General features: G+C 65.8%; 13 protein-coding genes. 6 read left to right on the top strand and 7 right to left on the bottom strand.

What is annotated here, in order from left to right; genetic code table 11:
* Window positions 1–202 precede the first annotated feature (202 nt).
* Window positions 203–5,566 carry a CHAT domain-containing protein gene (locus tag H6955_05370; GenBank protein MCP5312963.1) on the top strand — a complete coding sequence of 1,788 codons (5,364 nt, stop codon included), beginning with the start codon at window positions 203–205 and terminating at the stop codon, window positions 5,564–5,566.
* An 81-nt stretch (window positions 5,567–5,647) separates the two neighbouring features.
* Here the strand turns inward: H6955_05370 and H6955_05365 are convergent, their stop codons facing one another.
* Window positions 5,648–5,881: an EF-hand domain-containing protein gene (locus tag H6955_05365; protein ID MCP5312962.1), complete on the bottom strand. Its 234-nt coding sequence runs from the start codon at window positions 5,879–5,881 to the stop codon at window positions 5,648–5,650.
* Window positions 5,882–5,979: 98 nt separating this feature from the next.
* Window positions 5,980–7,323, bottom strand: a complete 1,344-nt coding sequence (locus H6955_05360; protein ID MCP5312961.1) for a sigma 54-interacting transcriptional regulator — start codon at window positions 7,321–7,323, stop codon at window positions 5,980–5,982.
* Between the two features lie 420 nt (window positions 7,324–7,743).
* Between H6955_05360 and H6955_05355 the strand changes: the two genes are divergently transcribed.
* The 5 genes from H6955_05355 to H6955_05335 all read left to right on the top strand — a co-directional run bounded on the left by H6955_05355 (window position 7,744) and on the right by H6955_05335 (window position 11,734).
* Window positions 7,744–8,175, top strand: coding sequence for an LPXTG cell wall surface anchor family - like protein (locus H6955_05355; protein ID MCP5312960.1), 432 nt, complete (start codon window positions 7,744–7,746; stop codon window positions 8,173–8,175).
* A gap of 614 nt (window positions 8,176–8,789) precedes the next feature.
* Complete coding sequence (locus H6955_05350) at window positions 8,790–10,292, top strand: cytochrome c family protein (GenBank protein ID MCP5312959.1); 1,503 nt, start codon at window positions 8,790–8,792, stop codon at window positions 10,290–10,292.
* A gap of 24 nt (window positions 10,293–10,316) precedes the next feature.
* Entirely contained in the window at window positions 10,317–10,985 is a 669-nt protein-coding gene (locus H6955_05345; protein MCP5312958.1) for a cytochrome c4, read from the top strand.
* Between the two features lie 6 nt (window positions 10,986–10,991).
* Window positions 10,992–11,165, top strand: coding sequence for a hypothetical protein (locus H6955_05340; GenBank protein ID MCP5312957.1), 174 nt, complete (start codon window positions 10,992–10,994; stop codon window positions 11,163–11,165).
* Between the two features lie 191 nt (window positions 11,166–11,356).
* Window positions 11,357–11,734 (top strand): hypothetical protein, encoded by a 378-nt coding sequence (locus H6955_05335; GenBank protein ID MCP5312956.1) that lies wholly within the window; start codon window positions 11,357–11,359, stop codon window positions 11,732–11,734.
* A 19-nt stretch (window positions 11,735–11,753) separates the two neighbouring features.
* Here H6955_05335 and H6955_05330 read toward each other — a convergent pair whose 3' ends face one another.
* From H6955_05330 to H6955_05310, 5 genes are all read right to left on the bottom strand, one after another.
* Window positions 11,754–15,068, bottom strand: coding sequence for a response regulator (locus tag H6955_05330; GenBank protein ID MCP5312955.1), 3,315 nt, complete (start codon window positions 15,066–15,068; stop codon window positions 11,754–11,756).
* Between the two features lie 281 nt (window positions 15,069–15,349).
* Window positions 15,350–15,823, bottom strand: a complete 474-nt coding sequence (locus tag H6955_05325) for a YbhB/YbcL family Raf kinase inhibitor-like protein (protein MCP5312954.1) — start codon at window positions 15,821–15,823, stop codon at window positions 15,350–15,352.
* Between the two features lie 87 nt (window positions 15,824–15,910).
* Window positions 15,911–17,416, bottom strand: a complete 1,506-nt coding sequence (locus H6955_05320; protein ID MCP5312953.1) for a hypothetical protein — start codon at window positions 17,414–17,416, stop codon at window positions 15,911–15,913.
* Window positions 17,413–18,450 (bottom strand): carboxypeptidase regulatory-like domain-containing protein, encoded by a 1,038-nt coding sequence (locus H6955_05315; protein ID MCP5312952.1) that lies wholly within the window; start codon window positions 18,448–18,450, stop codon window positions 17,413–17,415. Before H6955_05315 ends, H6955_05320 begins: the two co-directional genes overlap by 4 nt.
* Window positions 18,443–19,450 carry a toll/interleukin-1 receptor domain-containing protein gene (locus H6955_05310; GenBank protein ID MCP5312951.1) on the bottom strand — a complete coding sequence of 336 codons (1,008 nt, stop codon included), beginning with the start codon at window positions 19,448–19,450 and terminating at the stop codon, window positions 18,443–18,445. Before H6955_05310 ends, H6955_05315 begins: the two co-directional genes overlap by 8 nt.
* Between the last annotated feature and the right edge of the window lie 120 nt (window positions 19,451–19,570).

Raw genomic sequence — 19,570 nt, 5'->3', positions numbered from 1 at the left:
AGGTAGGCCCTCACGCAGGGATCGCGATGTCGTTTTCATCCTGTCATGCAATCGGCCGATCGCTGCGCCCGTCACATCGATACCCCGGCGACCGACGCGGCGCACTGTGCCCGCGAGAGGCGTCGCGCAATCGGTTTGACGCTCGACCCGAGCGACCGACCCTGATCTATTCCGCTGCTGCATACGCCATGGGGAGAGGGACATGAGCAAAGACGACGACAGCATCAAGGTGCTCATTGACGGTGTGCAACGAGGCACGGAGGCGCTGGGTGACTGGAACGCCACCGTCTACGAGATCGATGGACTGGCACGGGGCGAGGCGGAGCGGGTCAAGCTCGATGCCATCGAGCCGGACGCGGTGCTGGAACTCGAGCTGGCCAACGGCAACCGCATCCTGGTCGCCGCGGCCGATGCCGGACGTTACCTGGGTGAACCCGTCGATCGCGGTGGCGACGTCGGCGAGGCGCTCGAGATTGGCCAGGTGCTGCGTTTTTCCGGTACGCGCCTCCCTCAAGGCGTCTCGCGCGACGGTCTCGGTGCCTGGGTCCTGAAGGGTCTGAAGATCTTCCGCCGTGGCCCCGCGGCGATGACCGCACTGATTGCCGCGGGTGCCTTCCAGGATGCACAGCTCGACGATCGTGATGGCCTGTACCGGTGCGCCACGGATGGGTTTCGCCTGACCCGGGTCGATGCACTGCCGAAGTCGGACGAGGCCGCGTTGATCTTCATCCATGGCACGGCATCGTCCACCGAGGGAAGTTTCAGGGACCTCTGGGCCAATCCGGACTACCTCGGCAGTCTCGTGAAGGGCTATGGCGCGCGCATCTACGCGTTCGAGCACCGCAGCCTGACCGAGAGTCCGATCGCCAACGCCCTCGCGCTGGTCGAGAGACTGCCGGTCGGCGCACGTGTACACCTGGTCAGCCATTCGCGTGGCGGCATGATCGGTGAGTTGCTGGCACGCGCCAATCGCGTCGACCTGGAGCCCTTCACCGACGACGAGGTCGAGCGCTTCGTACAACACGCCGGGCGGGCCCGCAGGGACAGCTCTGCCTTCGAAGCGGACGCCAGGCGCCTGCGCGAACTCAACCAGGCGTTGCGCTCACGCAAGATCGTCGTCGAACGTTTCGTGCGGGTCGCCTGTCCGGCGCGCGGCACGACACTGGCTTCCGGCCGGCTCGACCGCTGGGCGAGCGTCATGCTGAACCTGCTGGGCAGGGGCTTCGATGCCGCCGGCAACATCATCCCTGGCATGGTACCGGTCGCCAAGGGTTACGGCCTGTTGAAGCAGTTCCTGCTCGCGGTCGTCGGTCAGCGTACCGACGCGCGCATCCTGCCGGGCATCGAGGCGATGATGCCCGATTCGCCGCTGGTCGGCCTGCTCAACGCGCCGGACGTCAATGTACTGAATCCGGTACATGTGGTGGCCGGGGACTACCAGGGCGATGGCCTGCTGGCGTGGCTCGGTGACTGTCTGACCGAGGTCTTCTACGGCGGTCAGACCGACCTCGTGGTGAACACACCGTCCATGAGCGGCGGTGCGGCGCGTGTCCAGGGCATCTACCTGAAGCCGACCAGCGGCCCGCAGGTGACCCATTTCAGTTATTTCGAGAACGACGAGAGCGCCCTGCCATTGCTCGGGGCACTGCACGGCGACGACAGCCCCTTCGAACTCCTGCAGGGGCCCTCGCGTGCCGCGATCAGCCGCGGTGGCAGGAAGCCCAAGCCCAAGAAGGACGCGCCGATCGTGTGCATCCTGCCCGGCATCATGGGCAGCCACATCCAGCTCGGCCGCAACCGCATCTGGTTCGAGCCGATCAGCATGTGGTCGGGCGAGATGGAGCGACTGCGCATCGGTGCGGGCGGCGAGGTGTCGGCCGACGGCTGGATGGATCGCAGCTACGAAGACCTCGCGCGGTTCCTCGCCGATACCCACGAGGTGCGGCCCTTTGCCTACGACTGGCGCCTGTCGATCACCGATGCCGCACGCAAGTTTGGCAAGGTGCTCGCCGATGCGATGGACGAAGCCGAGTCGCGCCGCCAGCCGCTGCGCATCGTCGCGCACTCGATGGGTGGCCTGGTCGCGCGGCTGGCGCTGCAGGACCAGTGGGATCGCTTCAAGGCGATACCGGGCAGCCGCCTGCTGCAGCTCGGCACGCCGAACCGGGGTTCGCATTCGATCGCGGCGGTGCTGATGGCGCGCGACGACTTCGTGCAGCTGATCGAGCGCTGGTTCGACTGGAAGCACAACATGCGCGAGTTCCTGGAGATCGTGCGCGACTTTCCGGGCGTGCTGGAACTCCTGCCGTGGCCGGGCGAGGACGGCAGGGCCGGCGATGGTGTCGATTATTTCGACGCGGGGCTGTGGAAGGCCTGGTATGAGCAGGACGGGGATCCGAAGCGAGACAGCAGCTGGCTGCCGCCGCAGAAGGACCCGCTGGGAGATGCGCGCAAGGCGATCGGCACGTTGCAGGCCGCTGCACTCGATCCGGAGTGCACGCTCTACGTCGCCGGACACGCGCCGACGCCGAACGCGGTCCGCGTGGTCGATGGGCGGGTCGAGATCGGCACCATCAACGAAGGCGACGGGCGGGTGCCATGGAAGACCGGGATCCCGGCCGGGGTGCCGGTCTGGTATGTCGATGCGTCACACGGCGACCTGGCCAACCACGAGCCGGCCTTCCAGGCGTACCTCGACCTGCTGAACACCGGCGATACCCGCCAGGGCGCGCTGACGCGTACACCGCCGGTGTCGCGCGGCGACAGCGTCCCGGTGTTCCAGGCGCGCGGCCTGGATGCACACGCGCTGTATCCGAGCGTCGACGAGGTGCTCGCCGCGGCCGTCGGCGGGACGCGACCGAGCCTGCGGCCGGTTGTGGCCAGGGAGCCGTTGGCGATGCTCGAGGTCTTCCATGGCAGCCTGGCGAGCGCCGAGGCGCCGGTGCTGATCGGTGCCTATGCCAACGACAGCCTGCGCGGCAGCGCCAAGGTCCTGGACGCCCATCTCGGTGGGCAGTTGCAGCGTACCTTCGATCTCGGGCGCTACCCGTCGGAACCCGGCGACGCGATGGTCTTCATGAATCCGGAGCCCGGCGGCAAACCGAGCGGCGCGATCGTCGTGGGTCTGGGAACCCTCGGCGACCTGCTGCCGGGGATGTTGACACGGGCGCTGACCAACGGCCTGCTGGAGTTCGCGCGCAATCAGGAGCAGTGCCAATCCTCGGGCGAGCCCGGTTCGACGCGCCTCGTGGTGTGTGCATTGCTTGTCGGCACCGGCTTCACCGGTCTGACGATCGAGGTCGGCAGCCGTTGCCTGCTGGATGCGCTGCGGCTCGCGAACGAGGCGCTGCGCCGCATCGACTCGCGGGTGCGCATCGGCCGGCTCAGGGTCTACGAGGAGGCGGAAGACCGTGCGGTCGCCGTGGTCGAGAGCTTCCGTGAGCTCCTGCGCGACGCGCAGTTCGAGCATGTCGCACAGACCGACGGGCGCCTGCATATCGCGGCCGGCGGTTACCGGGGACGTTGTACGTCGAGTGCCGCGCCATCGGGCGCCTATCGGGTGCTGGTGGTCGACGAAAACGGCAGCCTGCGTTTCACCGTCATCACCGACCGGGCGCGCAACGAGGTGGCGATCGAGCCGGACCAGCGCCAGGCGGTGGACGGCCTGATCGACTCGATCACGGGTGCCACCCGCGATCAGCCGGGCCTGTCGCGGGCCCTGTTCGAACTCCTGGTGCCGAACGGCATGAAAGAGGCGGTGGCCCAGGTGCGTTCCCTGATGATGTCGGTCGACGCGAAGGCCGCGTCTTATCCCTGGGAGCTGATGCGCGACAGCGATCCCTCGGACGACGGCCCCCTGTCGACGCGCGTCGAGCTGGTGCGCCAGCTGGCATCGGCACATGGTCGCGGCCGGGTGCCGACGGTCACCGAGGCGAGCATCTTCATCGTCGGCGATACGCAGTCCGGGATGGTCGAACTCAAGGGTGCGCAGAAGGAGGCGGAGATCGTCGCGGCGGCCTTCCGGCACAAGGATTACCAGACGGTCAACCTGCTGTTGCGTGCCAGCCCGCAGCTGGTGTTCGACGGCCTGTTCAACGGCCGCTACCGCATCATGCACCTGGCCGGTCACGGCGTGGTCCGCGAGGGTGAGAACGGTCTCACCGGGATGGTACTGGGTCCGCACACCTACCTGACGCCGGCGCAGGTGAGCAAGCTCAGGCATGTCCCGGAGTTCGTGTTCATCAACTGCTGCTATCTCGGCAGCACCAAGGACGACGCCCAGCCGCGCTGGGGACGGCTGGCCGCCAATCTGGCGACGCAGTTCATCGAGATGGGCTGCAAGGCGGTGATCGCGGCCGGCTGGGCAGTCGACGACAACGCCGCGAATCTGTTCGCGGAAGTCTTCTACGAGGCGATGCTCGACGGCCAGCGGTTTGGCGAAGCCGTGCGGCGGGCGCGCGATGCCACCTTCCGGCGTTATCGGCAGAGCAACACCTGGGGCGCCTACCAGGCGTACGGTGACGAACTCTACCGCTTTGCCGACACCGCCTGGAGCGAAGAGCAAGCGGACGAGTACGTCAATGCCAGCCGGCTGATCGCCGATCTCGACATGTATGCCGCGCGCCTGCAGGGTGCCACGGACAAGGAGAAGCACGGCTACTACTACAGGCAGATCGAAAAGATCGAACAGCTCGCGCGCGTATCGGTGTTCCAGAACGCCGGCGTGCGCGAAAAGCTCGCGGCGGCGTGGGCGGAACTGGGCGAGATGGAGCGTGCGATCAACCATTACCGTGCCGCGCTCGGCATGGAGGATGCCGCCTTCAGCCTGAAGGCGCTGGAGCAGCTGGCGAACCAGGAGACCCGCTACGGTGCGCGACTGCTGGAGGACACCGCGACCGGCAGATACGCGCTCGGCAGCGAGTACCTGAAAACGGCGTACGAACGTCTGAAACAGTTGATCGCGATCGCGCCGACCGTCGAGCGTTACTCGCTGCTCGGTTCGTATTGGAAACGGCGGGCGCGCGCTGAGCGCGCGCGCGGCAATCGCGGTCGTGTCAAAGGTCACCTGGGACATATGCGGGAGGCGTACTGGGACGCCGCGGAGTACGCGCGCCAACGCACCGGCGAGTGGCACTACTATCCCTTGTTCAATGCGCTGGACGGCGATTTCCTGGCCGCGGCATGGAACGATCGCAAGACGTTCGACGCGCGCGCCGGCCAGTTGCCGGATCTGCTGCAGGCGGGTCGGGCGGATGCCCAGCGCAAGCTTGTCGAGAGCCGCGACTTCTTCAATGCGCTCGCCGATGCCGAGGCACAGCGCATCGACGCCTTGTGGGCCTGTTACGACGGGCGCGACAAAGAGGCCATCACCAATACCGCGGTGGCCGCCAGACTGGCGACGGTCTACCTCGACGTGATGCGGCGCATCGGCAGCGCCCGAGAACACGATTCAGCGGCTGACCAGTTCGATTTCCTCGTCAGGATGTTGCCGACCGACAACAAGGCGGACGACCTGAAGCGGGCATTGAGTGGGGTGGCGCTGAAGATCAGGCAGGCGGCCGATTGATCCGGTGGGCGTCGGCATAGTGCGACCGCGGTCGACGGCATTCACGCACGCCCGGTGTTGAACACCGGGCTGCGGGTGTCGTTATTCGCAGTCTTCGTCGAGTGCCGCCGAATACTCTTTCTTGTTGAGTTTGCCGTCACCGTCCTTGTCGAGTTTCTCGAGCTTCTTCTGGACCCCCGACGCCGCGAACTCGGTCGCGTCGACGAAGCCATCGCCGTTGCTGTCGGCCTTGTCGAACTTGGGCGGCGCCGCCAGGCTTGCGCCGGCAAAAAGGGCGGCACTCAGAGCTGCCGCGACGATCATGGACATTTTCATCGTTGATTCCTCCTTTGTTCAGGATTGTGCAGAGGGGCATGGTCGCCACTGCTTCGGCCATCGCCTGTAGCGATCGGTGACCAGGGAAGACAGTTTATTCAATCGACCCCCAGTCGCTGCATGCGTCGCCACAGCGTGGTGCGATCGACGCCGAGATACTGCGCCGCCAGGGTCTTGTTGCCCTTGGCCTTGCGCAGCGCATTTTCGATCTCCAGGCGCGCGTCCTCGGGCGAGGCGTCGGGTTCCTGGGCGGTCGAACTGTTGCGGCTTTCGCAGTAGTAGCGAATCGTGTCGGGCAGGCTTTCTTTGGTCACCACGCCGTCCTCGGCGCAGATGATGCAATGCTCGATCGCATTGGCGAGTTCGCGCACGTTCCCGGGCCATGGATAGTTCATGATGGCGCGCATGGCGTCATCGCCGAACGCGATGTCTGCCGCATAACCGCGCATCGTGAGTCGCTTGTGGATGACGTTGGTCAACAGCGCGATGTCCCCGGGCCGCTCGCGCAACGGCGGGACCTGCAGCGGCACCACGGCGATCCGGTAATACAGGTCGGCGCGGAACAGGCCACGGTCGACGAGTTCACGCAGATCCTGATTGGATGCGCAGACAAGGCGGACATCGACCTGGACGGTCTTGTCGGATCCGACCGGCTCATACAGGCCGTCCTGCAGGACGCGCAACAGCTTTGGCTGCAACTCGCGCGGCAACTCGCCGATCTCGTCCAAAAACAGCGTGCCTCCGTCAGCCGCCTTGAAACGACCCTCGCGGTCCTTCACGGCGCCGGTGAACGCACCTTTGACGTGTCCGAACAGCTCGGTCTCGATCAGGGTCGCAGGGATCGCGCCACAGTTGATCTCCACGAAAGGCCGGTTGTGCCGCTGGCTGCGTCGGTGTACCAGCCGCGCCAGTTCCGTCTTGCCGGTCCCGGACTCCCCCTGCAGCAGTACCGATGCCTCGGAGGCGGCGACCGTGGACAGCCGGTGCACCAGTCGCAGCATGTCGGGATCTTCGGTCGCAACGCCGCAGGCGTCCTTGTCCGCCATCACGGCAAACAGGCGTTTTTCGGCGGTGATGTTGCGCATCACGATCATGCGCAATGCCTTGGGCTGGTCCGGGAGGTCGAGCAGGCAGGAGTTGATGCGGAACCACCGCGATTCACCGTTGAGGCGGATCTCTTCGTCGAACTCCATCGACATCTCGCAGTGATGGTGCGTGCCGTCCTCCTGGGCGAGACCGGCGCGGATCAGCGAGGCGCGCAGATTGTGTCCGCCCAGATTGGATAGCGACGGCGGCACCGTGGAGGGATCGAGGTCGAGCAGTCGCAGGGTCGCGTGATTCATGCTCAAAATCGAGCCTTCCTGGCTGCAGATGATCACGCCTTCTTCGATCGGCTCGAGCACCGGCTCAAACAGGTTGAGGATGTCGCTTAGCGCATACATTTCGCAGCTGCACCTATATCGGAGGCCTCTGTACAGGGGCTTGATGCGCGTTGCATCCGCCCGGCTGCAACGCAACGTTGCAACACTATAGCGAGCAGCGTCCGCTCTTAACCCATTGATTATCTGCGTTTGGGTGCTTGGCATCGAACTTGCTGACCTTCGTTGCCAAACGATAAGCACGACCCGCGCCATCTTTGGCCCCGCTACGGTTATAAGGTAGGCAGTGCGCTGGAACGCTCGCCGCTGGGGTGCGCCGAGTCGGACGAGGCCCGTCTCGACCGACAGCGTGCTGCCAGCACCAGCAATTCAAACCGAGAAGGGGGCGCCATGGGGTCAGCAAGCGGTACACCGTCGAATGTCGCGGATTCGGGCGGCGCGAGGTTCGGGAGGTCGTTCCTGGTTATCGTGATCGTGCTCGCGATGTGCGCCGGCATGCTGGGGATGGGCCTGTTCATGTTCAACATGGGGCGCGATATGAGCACGATGACCACGGCGGTCTCGCACATGGGCGAAGACGTCTCCAGCATGGCCGGCGACATGCGCATGATGACCGACCGAATGACGGTGATGGCGAAGAGCATGGTCGATGGGCAAAAGGGCATGTCGGAAGACTTTGCGCGGGTGCGGGTCGGCATGGAGATGATGACCGGCGACATGTCCAAGATGGCGGGCGACATGGCCGACCTGAGTCAGAACATCTCGGCGATGACCGGTGCGATCGCGGTGATGAACCAGTCGATGGGCGCGATGAATCACGCGATGCAGCGGATGGACGGGAACATGGCCAAGATGGCATTCGATATCAACAAGTTCACACGACCGGAAACGATCATGATGCCGTTCACCCGGTAGCGGGACCATCCGGCATCGCTCGAATCGTGTCACCGGGTGATCCCCGGTGACGACGCGAACCCGGTAGCCGAGGTCCCGCAAAGTACGGGGTACCGACGAGGCGTTCGCGCACGACGAGCAAGAGAGCCGGGCCGAGTGTTCGCTAGGGGCTCTCGGCTCCGATCTCCTCTGGGCCCTTCGGGGCCCTTTTTTTTGGCGGGTTCGGCGTCACCCGGTCGGCCCAGGGATACCGGGACGCCGTTGGCGACCCGGCCGGCCGGCACCCGAGTGCCGGAAACCCGACCAAGGCGTCGGGGGGGCTTCGAGACCGCTGCAGCTGTTGCGCATCGACGCAACGTTGCAACGATCGCAGCGCACAGCGCGCTCGCAAGGTATTGATTCGTCGAGCTGCCGGGGTGGCCCGCGTCTTGCTATCCCCCCTGCTGCGCGAGTCGGCCCTTTAAGGGCGACCGATACAAGGTGCGTTCACCGTTTCAGCCGTTACGGCTTGCAGCGTGTCGACCGGATCGAGGAACCGCGCAGCAGGGGGCGAAGACAGGCAGGCCCAGCGGGTGGCGCCAGCGTCTGCATGCACCTGACCAACAAGTAGCTGAGAGTCTCCGAGGAGGATCGAAATGCACAGCACAGCGCAAGTGCGAGGCCGAAACCTGAAGTCGGCAGTGGTCGCACTGGCCGTCTTGGCACTGCTGGCCAATACCGCCTTTGCCAGGGACAGCAGCCCGGGCGACAGTCGTCGGTTCCCGCCTTCGTACATCACCGTCGAGGAGCACAAGGACGTCACCCCCGAGCAGTGGACGGACCCACGGGTGTGCGGTCAGTGCCATACGCGCCAGTACGAGGGATGGAACGGGTCGATGCACTCCAATGCGTTCAAGGACCCGGTATTCCAGGCGCTGTGGGCGCTCGCGGAAAAGGCCGATCCGAAGTTGCGCAATCATTGTGGGGCCTGCCATACCCCGATCGGGGTGAGCACAAACACCATCACCTTCGACCCGGATGCCGGCCTGCACGGCAGGTTCAGTGCGCCGGGCGTCGCGGCCAAGGGCGTGTCGTGCGATGTCTGTCATACGATCTCCGGCACCAACCTGACCAAGACGGCGGTGCTCGAACACGGCAATGCGTCGTTCGTCATGTCGCCCGGCAATACCAAGCGGGCGACGCTGGAAGATGCGAAGTCGCCGTACCACGAGACCGAGTATTCCGAACACCACGCGAAGTCCGACTTCTGCGGCAACTGCCACAACATCTTCCATCCGGGGAACAACTTTCCGATCGAGCGTACCTACGACGAGTGGAAGTACTCCATCTACGCGCAGAACGGCGTCCAGTGCCAGGACTGTCACATGGTGCCGGTCGAGGTGGCGAAGAAGGTCGCAGACACCCTGAAGCGTCCGGAGGAGCTGGACGATCCCTCGCTGGAGGGCTTCGCGGGCCTGGGCGGGCCCTGGCGCAAGGTCGTCCACAAGCACGGCTTCGTCGGCGGCAACGCCGTGGTCACCGCGGCGTTGAACACCTGGGACGCCGGCAACGAAGAGACCTTCGGCGCCCAGTCCAACTACCAGGAAGCGATCGCGCGGCTGCAGAGTGCCGCATCGCTGGACATCGCTGTCGCGCCCAAGTCGGGTCCGATGCACCAACTGAAGATCAAGGTCACCAACGAGCGCGCGGGTCACAACCTGCCGACCAGCCTGACCGAGGTGCGCGAGGTCTGGCTCGAGGTCGTCGTGACCGACGACCAGGGTCGCGAGCTGATGCGCTCGGGCACGCTCGACGAACACAACCTGTTGCCCAAGGACACCGTGATCTTCAACGCCCATGCGGTGGATGAAAACGGACAGGACACGCATCTGCCCTGGGAGATCGTGCGCTTCGTAGACGTCAACACGATCCCGCCGAAGGGTTACAAGTACGGCAAGTACTACTTCAACCTCCCCGACGACGCCAAGGAGATCAAGGTGATCGCCAGGCTCCACTACCGATCGTTCAGCCAGAAGCTCGCCGACCTCCTGCTCGGCAAAGACGCGATCAAGGTCCCATCGGTCGAGATGGTTTCACTCGAACAGCGCTACCCGGTCAGTGAACTGACCGTGGCCGATGCCAGCGACGCTGGGCATTAACAGACAGCGGGGAGGATTCAGAGAATGACAACCAGCAAAGCAATCACCTTCTGCGTCGGGATCGGTGTCGCGGCCGGGTGCGTCACGTCGGTCGCCGTGGCCGAAGAGCCGCATTTCAAATGGTCCAGACAGACCCTGGCATTGATCGCATCGGGTAACAAGGAACAGGGCGCCGAGGTCGCGGACAAGCACCGCTGCCAAAAGTGTCATGGTGACACCGGTGTGAGCGACGAGTCGGATACGCCGAGTATCGCCGGTCAGATCGCCGCCTATCAGTTCAAACAGTTGATGGACTACAAGAACGGCACCCGCAACGAGCGGCAGATGGAAAAGATCGCGCGGAAGCTTACGCCCGAAGACATGGCGGACCTTGCTGCGTTCTATGCAGCGCAGACGCCGGCAACGCCGGCTGGCGAGACCGCGGCGCCGCGGATGGTGACGGCCGGCGACATGGGCCGATTGTTGCTCCCGTGCGATGTGTGTCACGGCAAGCAGGGTGAGGGGCTGGGTGCCGAAGTACCTGCGCTGGCCGGCCAGTCGAATGAATACCTGATGACCACCCTGACCGAGTTCAAGGAAGGTGAGCGGCAGAACGACCACTATGGTCGGATGCGGTACATCGCGAAACAACTCACCGACGAGGAGATCGAAGCGCTCGTTGCCTACTACGCTGCGCCTGTGCCGAAAGAGTGACCGGGGATGCCGCGGCGTGGAGCGGTCGGTACGGCGTCGACGGTGGCCAAGGCCCGATGGGTGGCCCGCCGGCCGCGCAGGCGACGTAACGATCGACTCACCGCGGCGATCATGTTCCTGCTGGGCGCCCTGGCATCTTCGTTGGTGGCCTCGGCATACATGTCGATGGGTTCCTGGTAGATTGATGCGTCGGACCGGACACTTGGACGTCCCATCATTCACCGAGAACGTGCAATTGCATCTGGAGGTTCACCGTTGTGTCAAAACCGTACGCAAGCAAGCAACACTCACTGCAACCGGAAGGTCGCAACCGCGCCAGCGATCGGTGGCCTGCGCTGAAGCCGGCATCGGCGATTCGGCGGTGGTCGATCGTGGCGCCGCTCGCACTGCTCGCGGCATCCGTCGTGTCGGCTGGCGAAGAATCACCTCCGCTGACAGCGGAGGAGCTGGAGACGTTGGTGTCGGGCAAGACGGCGGAGTGCCGGAAAGAAAAGGACCAGAGCCAGTGCGTCACATTTTTTTCCGACGAAGGCAGGGTGGTACAGGTGTTGGCGGACCCTGAAGACCGCAAGGACGGGCGCTGGTTTCTCGACGATGCCGATCGGCTCTGCATTCTCTGGGATGGCAGGATCAAACCGCTGTGCTTCGTGGTCGACCGGCAGTCGGACGGGACCTACCGGATGGTGAAGAACGGCAGACACCTTTCTTCCATGACCGCCTTGTTCGACGGCAACAGGGACGGGCTCTAATGGGCTGGGCAGACGCCGGTCAGCGGTGGCCGGTCGACTCCAACCACCGCAGCAGCCCGGCGAACAGGGCATCCGGTTGGATCGGTTTGGCGATGAAGTCGTTCATCCCCGCCCGCAGACACATCTCCCTGTCCTCGGCAAAGGCGTTCGCGGTGATCGCGAGGATCGGGGTGTCCGCGTAGCCGGGCAGGCGGCGAATCGCTTGCGTCGCATCCAGGCCGTCCATGTTCGGCATCTGAACATCCATCAGGATCAGGTCGTAACGTTGTTCCGCGGCACGCTTCAACGCCTCGGCACCGTCGACCGCAACGTCCGCACTGAGCCCGACGTCTTCGAGCAGCTGTGAACCGATCTCCCGATTGACCGGCTCGTCCTCGGCCAGCAGCACACGGCGGCCGGCGTGGGCCTCGCGTATCCGCGCTTCGACGTCAGCCGCTGAGAACGGCGTTTCGGCATTGTTGGACACGTTGCCTTTTCTCAGGCGCACCGTGAACCAGAAGGTGCTGCCGACACCGCGGGTACTCTGCGCGCCGGCATCGCCACCCATCAGTTCGGCAAGCTTGCGCGTAATGGCCAGTCCCAGTCCGCTGCCGCCATAGCGGCGCGTGGTGCTGCCATCGGCCTGTTCGAACACCCCGAACAGACGCGCGAGCGTGGGCTCGTCGATACCGATGCCGGTGTCCACGACCTCGAAGCGGAGCAGCGCGCTTTCCGCATCCTCCTCGACGAGCCGCACCCGAACGGTGACCGTTCCGGTTTCGGTGAACTTCAGCGCGTTGCTGGCGTAGTTGAGCAAGGCCTGCTGCAGACGTGTCGCGTCGCCTGTCAGGTTCTGCGGCAGCGGTCCGACCTCCGTGCTCAACCGCAATCCCTTGGTCCGCGCCTGTTCCTGCAGCATCGCCATCACGTTGTCGACCAAACCCATCACGCTGAGGTCGCGCTCGTCGAGTACGAATTTGCCGGCTTCGATCTTGGACAGCTCGAGTATCGCGTTGATGGTGTTCAGCAGGTGCTGGCCGGCCGCCTCGAGTTTCTCCATCTGGCCGGTCTGGCGCGGTGTCAGTCCGCCGCGGCGTATCAGGTGCGCCATACCGGTGATGGCGTTGAGCGGCGTGCGGATCTCGTGACTCATGTTGGCGAGAAACGCGCTCTTGGTACGCGTCGCCTGCTCTGCCTGCTCCTGGGCGTTGCGTATGTCGATCTCGGCCTGTTTCCTGGTCGTGACGTCCTCGTAGCAACCCAGGATGCCGAACACCTTCCCGCTGTGCGCATCGCGCAACGGGATCTTCGAGGTGTGCAACCAGATCGTCTTGCCGTCAGGCGTGGTCTGCGGCTCCTCGTAGCCGACCAGTGGCCGACCGCCGTCCATGACCCGCTTGTCGTCCGCGCGGTAGAGGTCCGCCTGGTCGCGCCAGCCCATCTCGAAATCGTCGCGGCCGATCAACTGTTCGGGCAGGTGGTAACCCGCGTCCTCGGCGAACAGGCGATTGCACCCCAGGTAGCGGAGGTCGAGGTCCTTCCAGAACACCCGTACCGGGATCGTATCGAGCACCAGCTGCAGCATCTGTCGTGCCGACTCGGTGGCCTCCCGGGCCTCCTCTCTCTCCAGCTCGATCAGTTTGCGCTGCGAGATATCCAGATGGGTGCCGCTGACGCGCAGCGGCCGGCCGGCCGCATCCCGGCTGACGACCTTGCCGCGCGAGTTCAACCAGAACCAGTGGCCGCTGCCACCACGTACGCGGTACTCGGCATCGAAGAAATCGCGTGTGTTTTCGAACAGGCGCTCCATCTGTGCGGTCACCCGGCCCAGGTCGTCCGGATGAATCCGGTCGTTCCACAGTCTGCTGCTGATCACCCCGGATGCGTCCGGCGTCAGTCCGACGAGCGCCGCCGTGCGGTCGTTGACGCGGATCTCGTCGGTGGCCACGTCCCAGTCCCATGAGCCCGCATTGGTGCCCTCCAGGACATTCTTCAATTCCGAGGTGCGTTCCTCGACCAGGCTTTCGAGCTGGTCGGCGTAGGTCGAGACCTCGCTCCTCAGGCGCTCGTTTTCCTGTGCCGCCTGGGCCAGTGCGGAAAGCTCGTTGCTGATTGCGAGCACGCTGACCGACGCATTGTTCTGGATGCTGACGCCGTCGTCGGTCAGTCCGCCTTCGCCGAAGCTCGAGAACCCCACCAATGGGGTACCGGCAGCCATCGACAGGATGCCGTCGATCTCGTTGTGCGAGCGGATATCGCCCATCAGTCGCGGACGCAGGGCGCAGTAGTTGCAAATGATGACCGCGGCATCGCTGGTGTCAGCGCGCAGCAATGCCTTGCGCAGGGTGTCGCTGCCACAAGCCACCGCCGAGTCGGCGTTGCTGTCCATGATCACCAGCTCGTCGCCCACCGCGACGGGTTGTGCCATCTGCACACCGCCGCGCTCGGTCCGGAAGGTCGCCACGTTGACCGAGTACTGCCCCATCAGGCGGGGCACCCCAAAGGTGTTGCCGGTACTCAAGGTGATGTGCCTGCCCGCCAGGTCGCCTGATGGACGCCCGAGCTGACGCGCGATCATGTCGGCGGCCGGCTGTTCGTCCAGGCTGACGATCTCGTGCCCGTCGACGGCGCTCACCCGCATGCGGGACTCGGTCGGCGCGAAGCCGTGGCCCAGCGCCAGGCCGAAATTCAGACTGGTCTCGAACACCGCCAGCAACAGGCCATCCGGGTAGACCTGTCGCCCGAACAGCACCGCGTTGCTCTCCAGTTTCCAGTCATCCGCGCTGCTGCCTGCGAAGATCGGTACATCGCCGAGGGTATACGACTTGATCGCGTTCAGGATCTCGAAGCTGCTGGACGTCGCGTGGCGGGTGTTGCCGGGTGAGAACAACAGGGCGAACAGGCGCTTGCCTTCGCGCAGACGCCGCCCGCGTAATTCCGCGGTGGCATCGAGGAACGGTTGCAGCGCCGGGGAACGGGCGGCTTCGTCGACCGCTGCCTGCCAATCCCCGGACACGTTTCGACCAACGGCGGCATGCACCTGGAGATAGGGCGACGCGATCACCACGACGGCGACCCGCCCGTGGTGCATGCCGTTGGCCAGCTCACCGGCAGTCGTGCAGCCGAGCACCGGCGCGTCGCCCACCACCTCCCCGACGCCGTGCAAGACCTCGTCCAATGCGTGTTCGACCGAGCAATAGACCAGCACGGTCGACACGCGGTGCGCAAGGACGCCGCGCATCGCGTCCGCGGCGGCGCGCCGACCGGCCTCGCGACCGGTTTCGCCGTCGCTGACGCCGGAGCCGACCTCGAGGTTGGGTGGCGTATCCGGTAGGGGCTGTGTCTCTCTGTTCATCGCCATTGCGGTGACCGACGGTCGGGTGTTCTCGAAGCGGACATCCAGCGGTGTCCCGGCGGTGCCGGTCGGCGTGCCCGGTCCGCGGGCGCATCGGCGTCCCGGGCCGTTCGTTCGGCGTCGCACGACCGCCTTTGGTCTTAACGGCCGCTAGTGCCAATCGTTGAGCGGTGACTCCGTGTCCGGTGTGGGTCAGGGCGGTCCGGAGCGTGTGACGGCGGTGAGCCTTCGGATCCGTTCAGTCGGCGCGGCAGCCGGTCGACGGCATCGCCGTCCGCGGCTCACGCCTTCGCGTAGGTGCCGACCAGTTGAGCCTCGGCAATGATGTGGCCGCGCATCGCGGCCTCGACCTGCGGCTTGGTCGGATGCCGGAGGTCTGCAAGCACCGTGTCCAGCGCATACAGCTTGTGGAAATAGCGATGCCGGCCGATCGGCGGACAGGGGCCGCCGTAGCCGGTCCTTTTCCAGTCGTTGAGCCCTTGTTCCGTGCCTGGCGGAAGTCCCTGCGCGGTGACGCCCTCGGCGAGACCGCCGGCGTCCGGCGGTATGTTGTAGAGGACCCAGTGCACCCAGGTCATCCTGGGCGCTGCCGGATCCGGTGCATCCGGATCGTCGACGATCAGCACGAGACTCTGCGTTTCGGCAGGCAATCCCGACCACGCCAGCGCCGGCGCGATGTCGTCGCCTTCACAGGTATGGATACGCGGAATCGCACCGCCGTCGACAAAAGCGTCCGAGGAAAGCACCAGGGTCATCGGCCTTCACCATTGCGAGAGGATGCCTCGAAGCATAGCAGCGCGTGTGCGGCCGGCGTGCCGGGTCCGATCCCGTCCGCCCCGCGCTCAGCGGTATCGTCGCCCACCGGGCCGGGACGGCGTATCCACCTGGATGCCGTACTTCTCGACCAGCCGGGTGGTTGCGCGTGTCGCATTCATCAGCCCGGTGGCCACCGCCAGCGGGGTCACGCCCCCCTGACCGGCGACGGCGGCCAAGGTCGCCGCCAGCTCACGTGCCGGTGGATAGCTGGCGTCGAGCTGCAAGGCCCGGTCCAGATCGTCCAGCGCTTTACCCGCCTGCCTGTTGCCCAGCGCCGCGACGCTGCGCAGCAGGTAGGCATCGGGATCGTAGGGTGTATGGCGCAGCGCCTGCGTGAAATCGTCATAACCGCGACGTGCCTTGGGGTTGCTCAGAAGGCGGCAGGCACCGAGCAGTTGGTAGCCGGTCGCCAACACGATGTGGTCTTCCGCGTCACCGGCGGCACGAATGAAATCTTCGAAGGCAGTGATGCCGTCCTGTGGGCGATTCCCGTAGTAGCGGTAGAGACCGGCGAGGAAATGCACCACCGGCAGGGAGAAGCGCGGCCTGACCAGCCAGCCGGCAACCCAGGTGTCGCCGGCACCGGTGTCGATCCGGTACCACAGGCCCTTGCCTTCGCGATAGCGCATGTCGAGTACGCGGAACGCGCCCTTGAGATCCCGCTTGGCGACGACCGGGTGGTCGGTGCCGGGCCCACCGCGCAGGTTGACCTGCCCGAGGTCGGCGATGACCTGGCGCGGTGGTAGCTGCAGGTTGCCGAACGTGCCTGCGTGCACGAAACCGTGACGGCCATCCGGCAGTTCGACCTCGAACCAGGCGTCCTGCATGTCGACGGCGTGCAGCACGCGACCGGCCGGCACCTGTTCGAGTACCGCTGCGTCGGCCTGCGGTGCGCCGCGTACCGCGACCCGGGATGTGATCACGATCGGCCGTTCGAACAGTTCGCTGCGGGTCCTCGACACGGGGGCGAAATTGAACCGGTTGCGGCGGATCGCGGCGCTGATCAGCGGCTGCCGCTCAGCCTGTGCCGACCTGCGCGGCCCTGTCACCACCTTGCCCTCGAGGGCCAGTCGCAGCGCGCTGTCACCCTTGACGTCCTGGATCGACAGATAGGGTTCGATGATCAGCGCATCGCCCTCGGGTTCGACCGCACCCCACAGCGCCATGCGGCCGTGCTGGTGGCGCGCGATGCGCTCGGCGGCGAGGTGGTAGTCGCGTTCCAGCATGTCGACCAGGCGTTCGCCCGGTGGCGCCTCGGCGAGGATCACGCCGGCACCGGCCTGGTCGCTGATCGCGGTCAGGGTCTCGCGCCAGACCAGATAGCTGAGCGACTTGCCCAGGCCCACGTCGAGCGGGTCGAGAAACTCGGCGACGATCGCCTTGAGCGGCACATGCGGCAGCACCTCGGGGGTGCGCTGATTGCGTCCCTCCGAGGCGTCGAAAAACTCCGCCATCACCCGCTCGCCGGCGTGGGCCGGCGCGCACAACGCGCCCACCAGGCAGATCGCAGCGAGCCAGGATCGCCGGCTCATGGTTGCCGGGCCCGTGTGATGAACGCGACCAGGTCCTCGATCTGTTGCTTCAGGATGTCGTCCGCCGGCAGATCGCGCTGCTGCGCCTTGAGGAACTGTTCGGCGCGCTGCAGGCGTTCGCGCCGTTTCGCCGGGTCGGTCTCGTGGATCGCCCGGCGTGTCTCGTCGAGTGCCATCGCGAACACCGTCGAGCCGCCCCAGGTCTCGCTAAGCTGCTTCGACAATCGCGTGGGCCGGATCTCGTCGGCGGGGATCACGTCATCGATGTGCAGCGTGCCCGGGTGGAACTCGGGCAGGTCGGGGATGACGCTGAACTCCGATGCCATCTCGATCACGCCGTCGCCGTCGGCGCCGACCAGCTCGGCCTCGCCCTGGATGACCGCGAGGGCGTTCTGCTCACGGGCGAATCGGCGCATCGCGACCGAGTCCGCCGATTGCAGTTCGCCGGGCAGCGCGTCGATCGTGACGTCGGCCGGCAGGTGCAGCCGTTGCAGGTGCGTCACGATGCCACGACGCAGGTGGCGTGGCAGCCTTTCGTTGAGCTGCTCGAGCAGGCGTTCGGGGCTGTCGTCTTCCCCGAACAGCGCATAGTCGCCGTGGAAGATGCGCCGCAGCTGTTCGCCGTCGGCGTCGCCGGTCCCGGGGCCTGGTGCCGGTTCCGCGTTGATCGCCTCCATCCGGATCTGCAACGCACCGATCGAGAATACGCCGCGTTGGCGCGTGCGCCGGCTGAACACGTATGACCGGAAGCCCGGTTTGCTGAAGATGACGTTGAGGATCTCGGTATCCAGCGCCTGTGGCGTGAACAGGGTGTCGAGATCGAAGCGGAAGGCGCCGTCCGCCGAGGATGCCTGGTCGAGTCGTCGGGTCGTACCACTGGCCTGGACCTCGATGCCGACCCCGGCGAGCGGTTGTTCCGGCGTGCCGGTCAGTATCCGGCCGCTGACGACCTCCGCACACAGCGGCATCGTCATCAGGGCGATCCCCAGCCCCGTCAAGCCGGCCAACCAGTGTCCGGTCCGCATCTCAGTCACACCTGAATTCGACGTCGAAATCCTGCCGCTCCCGCCACACCGGCCAGGGAATCCGGACCTGCCGTGCGCGGCAGCCCGGCCTTTGCACCCGCAGCCAGTAGGGCCGGTCCGCGAATACCGGTTTCAGCCGCATCCCGAAGGTGCCGCCGTCCGTCTGCACGCGCATCGGTTGAAGGGATACCTCGCGGCCGACCGCATCGAGTGCGACTACCTGCATATCGGTCCAGTCGTCGCTGAGTACCCGGCCGTAGAGGTGGTCCTGGGTGTCCCGTAGCGTGCGCTCTACCCAAGCATAGCCGTGAACACCGGCGGCGAAGAACAGGGCGCAGCCCAGCCACAGCCAGATGCGGCGCCGTCGATAACGCAGCGCGGCGATCGCGCCACCCAGTGCGGCGAGCAGTGTGACCAGGGCCTCGCCGAACAACGGCGGGATCGCCAGCGCGGAGGTCGCCAGCCATCCGCTCGACAGATCGACGAGCCGGGCGGCCCATCCGCCCGATCCCGCGGCGAGCACGGCCAGCAACGTCAATCCGGCCGCGACCCGCCATGCCCGAGGCACCACTGGACGACGATTCGCGGCCGCGGTCGCCCCGGGCGCAGCACCGCCCGCCGCCGTGATCTGTGCCCGGATGTCGTCGACCAGCCGCTGCAGTTTGTCGGAACCCGCGTAGAGGTCGGCCTCGCCCAGCCACAGCGTGTGCAGGCCGCGGTAGATCAGCGGTGGCGTGGAATCGTCCAGCACCACCGGGATCAGTTTGTTCAGCCGCAGGCCCTCGCTGGCCTCGGCGTCGACCCAGTCGGATTGCAGCGAGGCTCTCGACCACAACACGACCACGCCGTGCACCTGTTGCAGCGTCTGTTCGATGACCCGGGCGAATTTCTGGCCGGCGCGCAGTTCGGGGTCCCACCAGACGTCGAGGCCCGCCTGACCGAGCAGTTCGGCGAGTCGGTGCGCGTAGGCGCGGTCTTCATGGGCGTAGCTGATGAAGATGTCGTGCATGTCGGGCCGTTCGGTGGTCTGCGGGTCGCCGAATGGCGCGGCCGACGCGCCCCGTGGCTGGTCACCAGCATACCGGAGATCCGGCAGGGCATGCGGCCTCGCAACGCGGAGCGAACCCAA

The sequence above is a fragment of the Chromatiaceae bacterium genome, from assembly GCA_024235395.1.
GTDB lineage: Bacteria > Pseudomonadota > Gammaproteobacteria > Chromatiales > Chromatiaceae > Thiosocius.
The sequence above is the reverse complement of the archived record's forward strand: the minus strand, read 5'-3'. Positions and strand labels throughout refer to the sequence as shown.

Bases quoted from the DNA above. Each gene is read 5' to 3' on its own strand.
- H6955_05370 (MCP5312963.1), top strand. From the start codon at position 203: ATGAGCAAAGACGACGACAGCATCAAGGTGCTCATTGACGGTGTGCAA.
- H6955_05365 (MCP5312962.1), bottom strand. From the start codon at position 5,881: ATGAAAATGTCCATGATCGTCGCGGCAGCTCTGAGTGCCGCCCTTTTT.
- H6955_05360 (MCP5312961.1), bottom strand. From the start codon at position 7,323: ATGTATGCGCTAAGCGACATCCTCAACCTGTTTGAGCCGGTGCTCGAG.
- H6955_05355 (MCP5312960.1), top strand. From the start codon at position 7,744: ATGTGCGCCGGCATGCTGGGGATGGGCCTGTTCATGTTCAACATGGGG.
- H6955_05350 (MCP5312959.1), top strand. From the start codon at position 8,790: ATGCACAGCACAGCGCAAGTGCGAGGCCGAAACCTGAAGTCGGCAGTG.
- H6955_05345 (MCP5312958.1), top strand. From the start codon at position 10,317: ATGACAACCAGCAAAGCAATCACCTTCTGCGTCGGGATCGGTGTCGCG.
- H6955_05340 (MCP5312957.1), top strand. From the start codon at position 10,992: ATGCCGCGGCGTGGAGCGGTCGGTACGGCGTCGACGGTGGCCAAGGCC.
- H6955_05330 (MCP5312955.1), bottom strand. From the start codon at position 15,068: ATGAACAGAGAGACACAGCCCCTACCGGATACGCCACCCAACCTCGAG.
- H6955_05325 (MCP5312954.1), bottom strand. From the start codon at position 15,823: ATGACCCTGGTGCTTTCCTCGGACGCTTTTGTCGACGGCGGTGCGATT.
- H6955_05320 (MCP5312953.1), bottom strand. From the start codon at position 17,416: ATGAGCCGGCGATCCTGGCTCGCTGCGATCTGCCTGGTGGGCGCGTTG.
- H6955_05310 (MCP5312951.1), bottom strand. From the start codon at position 19,450: ATGCACGACATCTTCATCAGCTACGCCCATGAAGACCGCGCCTACGCG.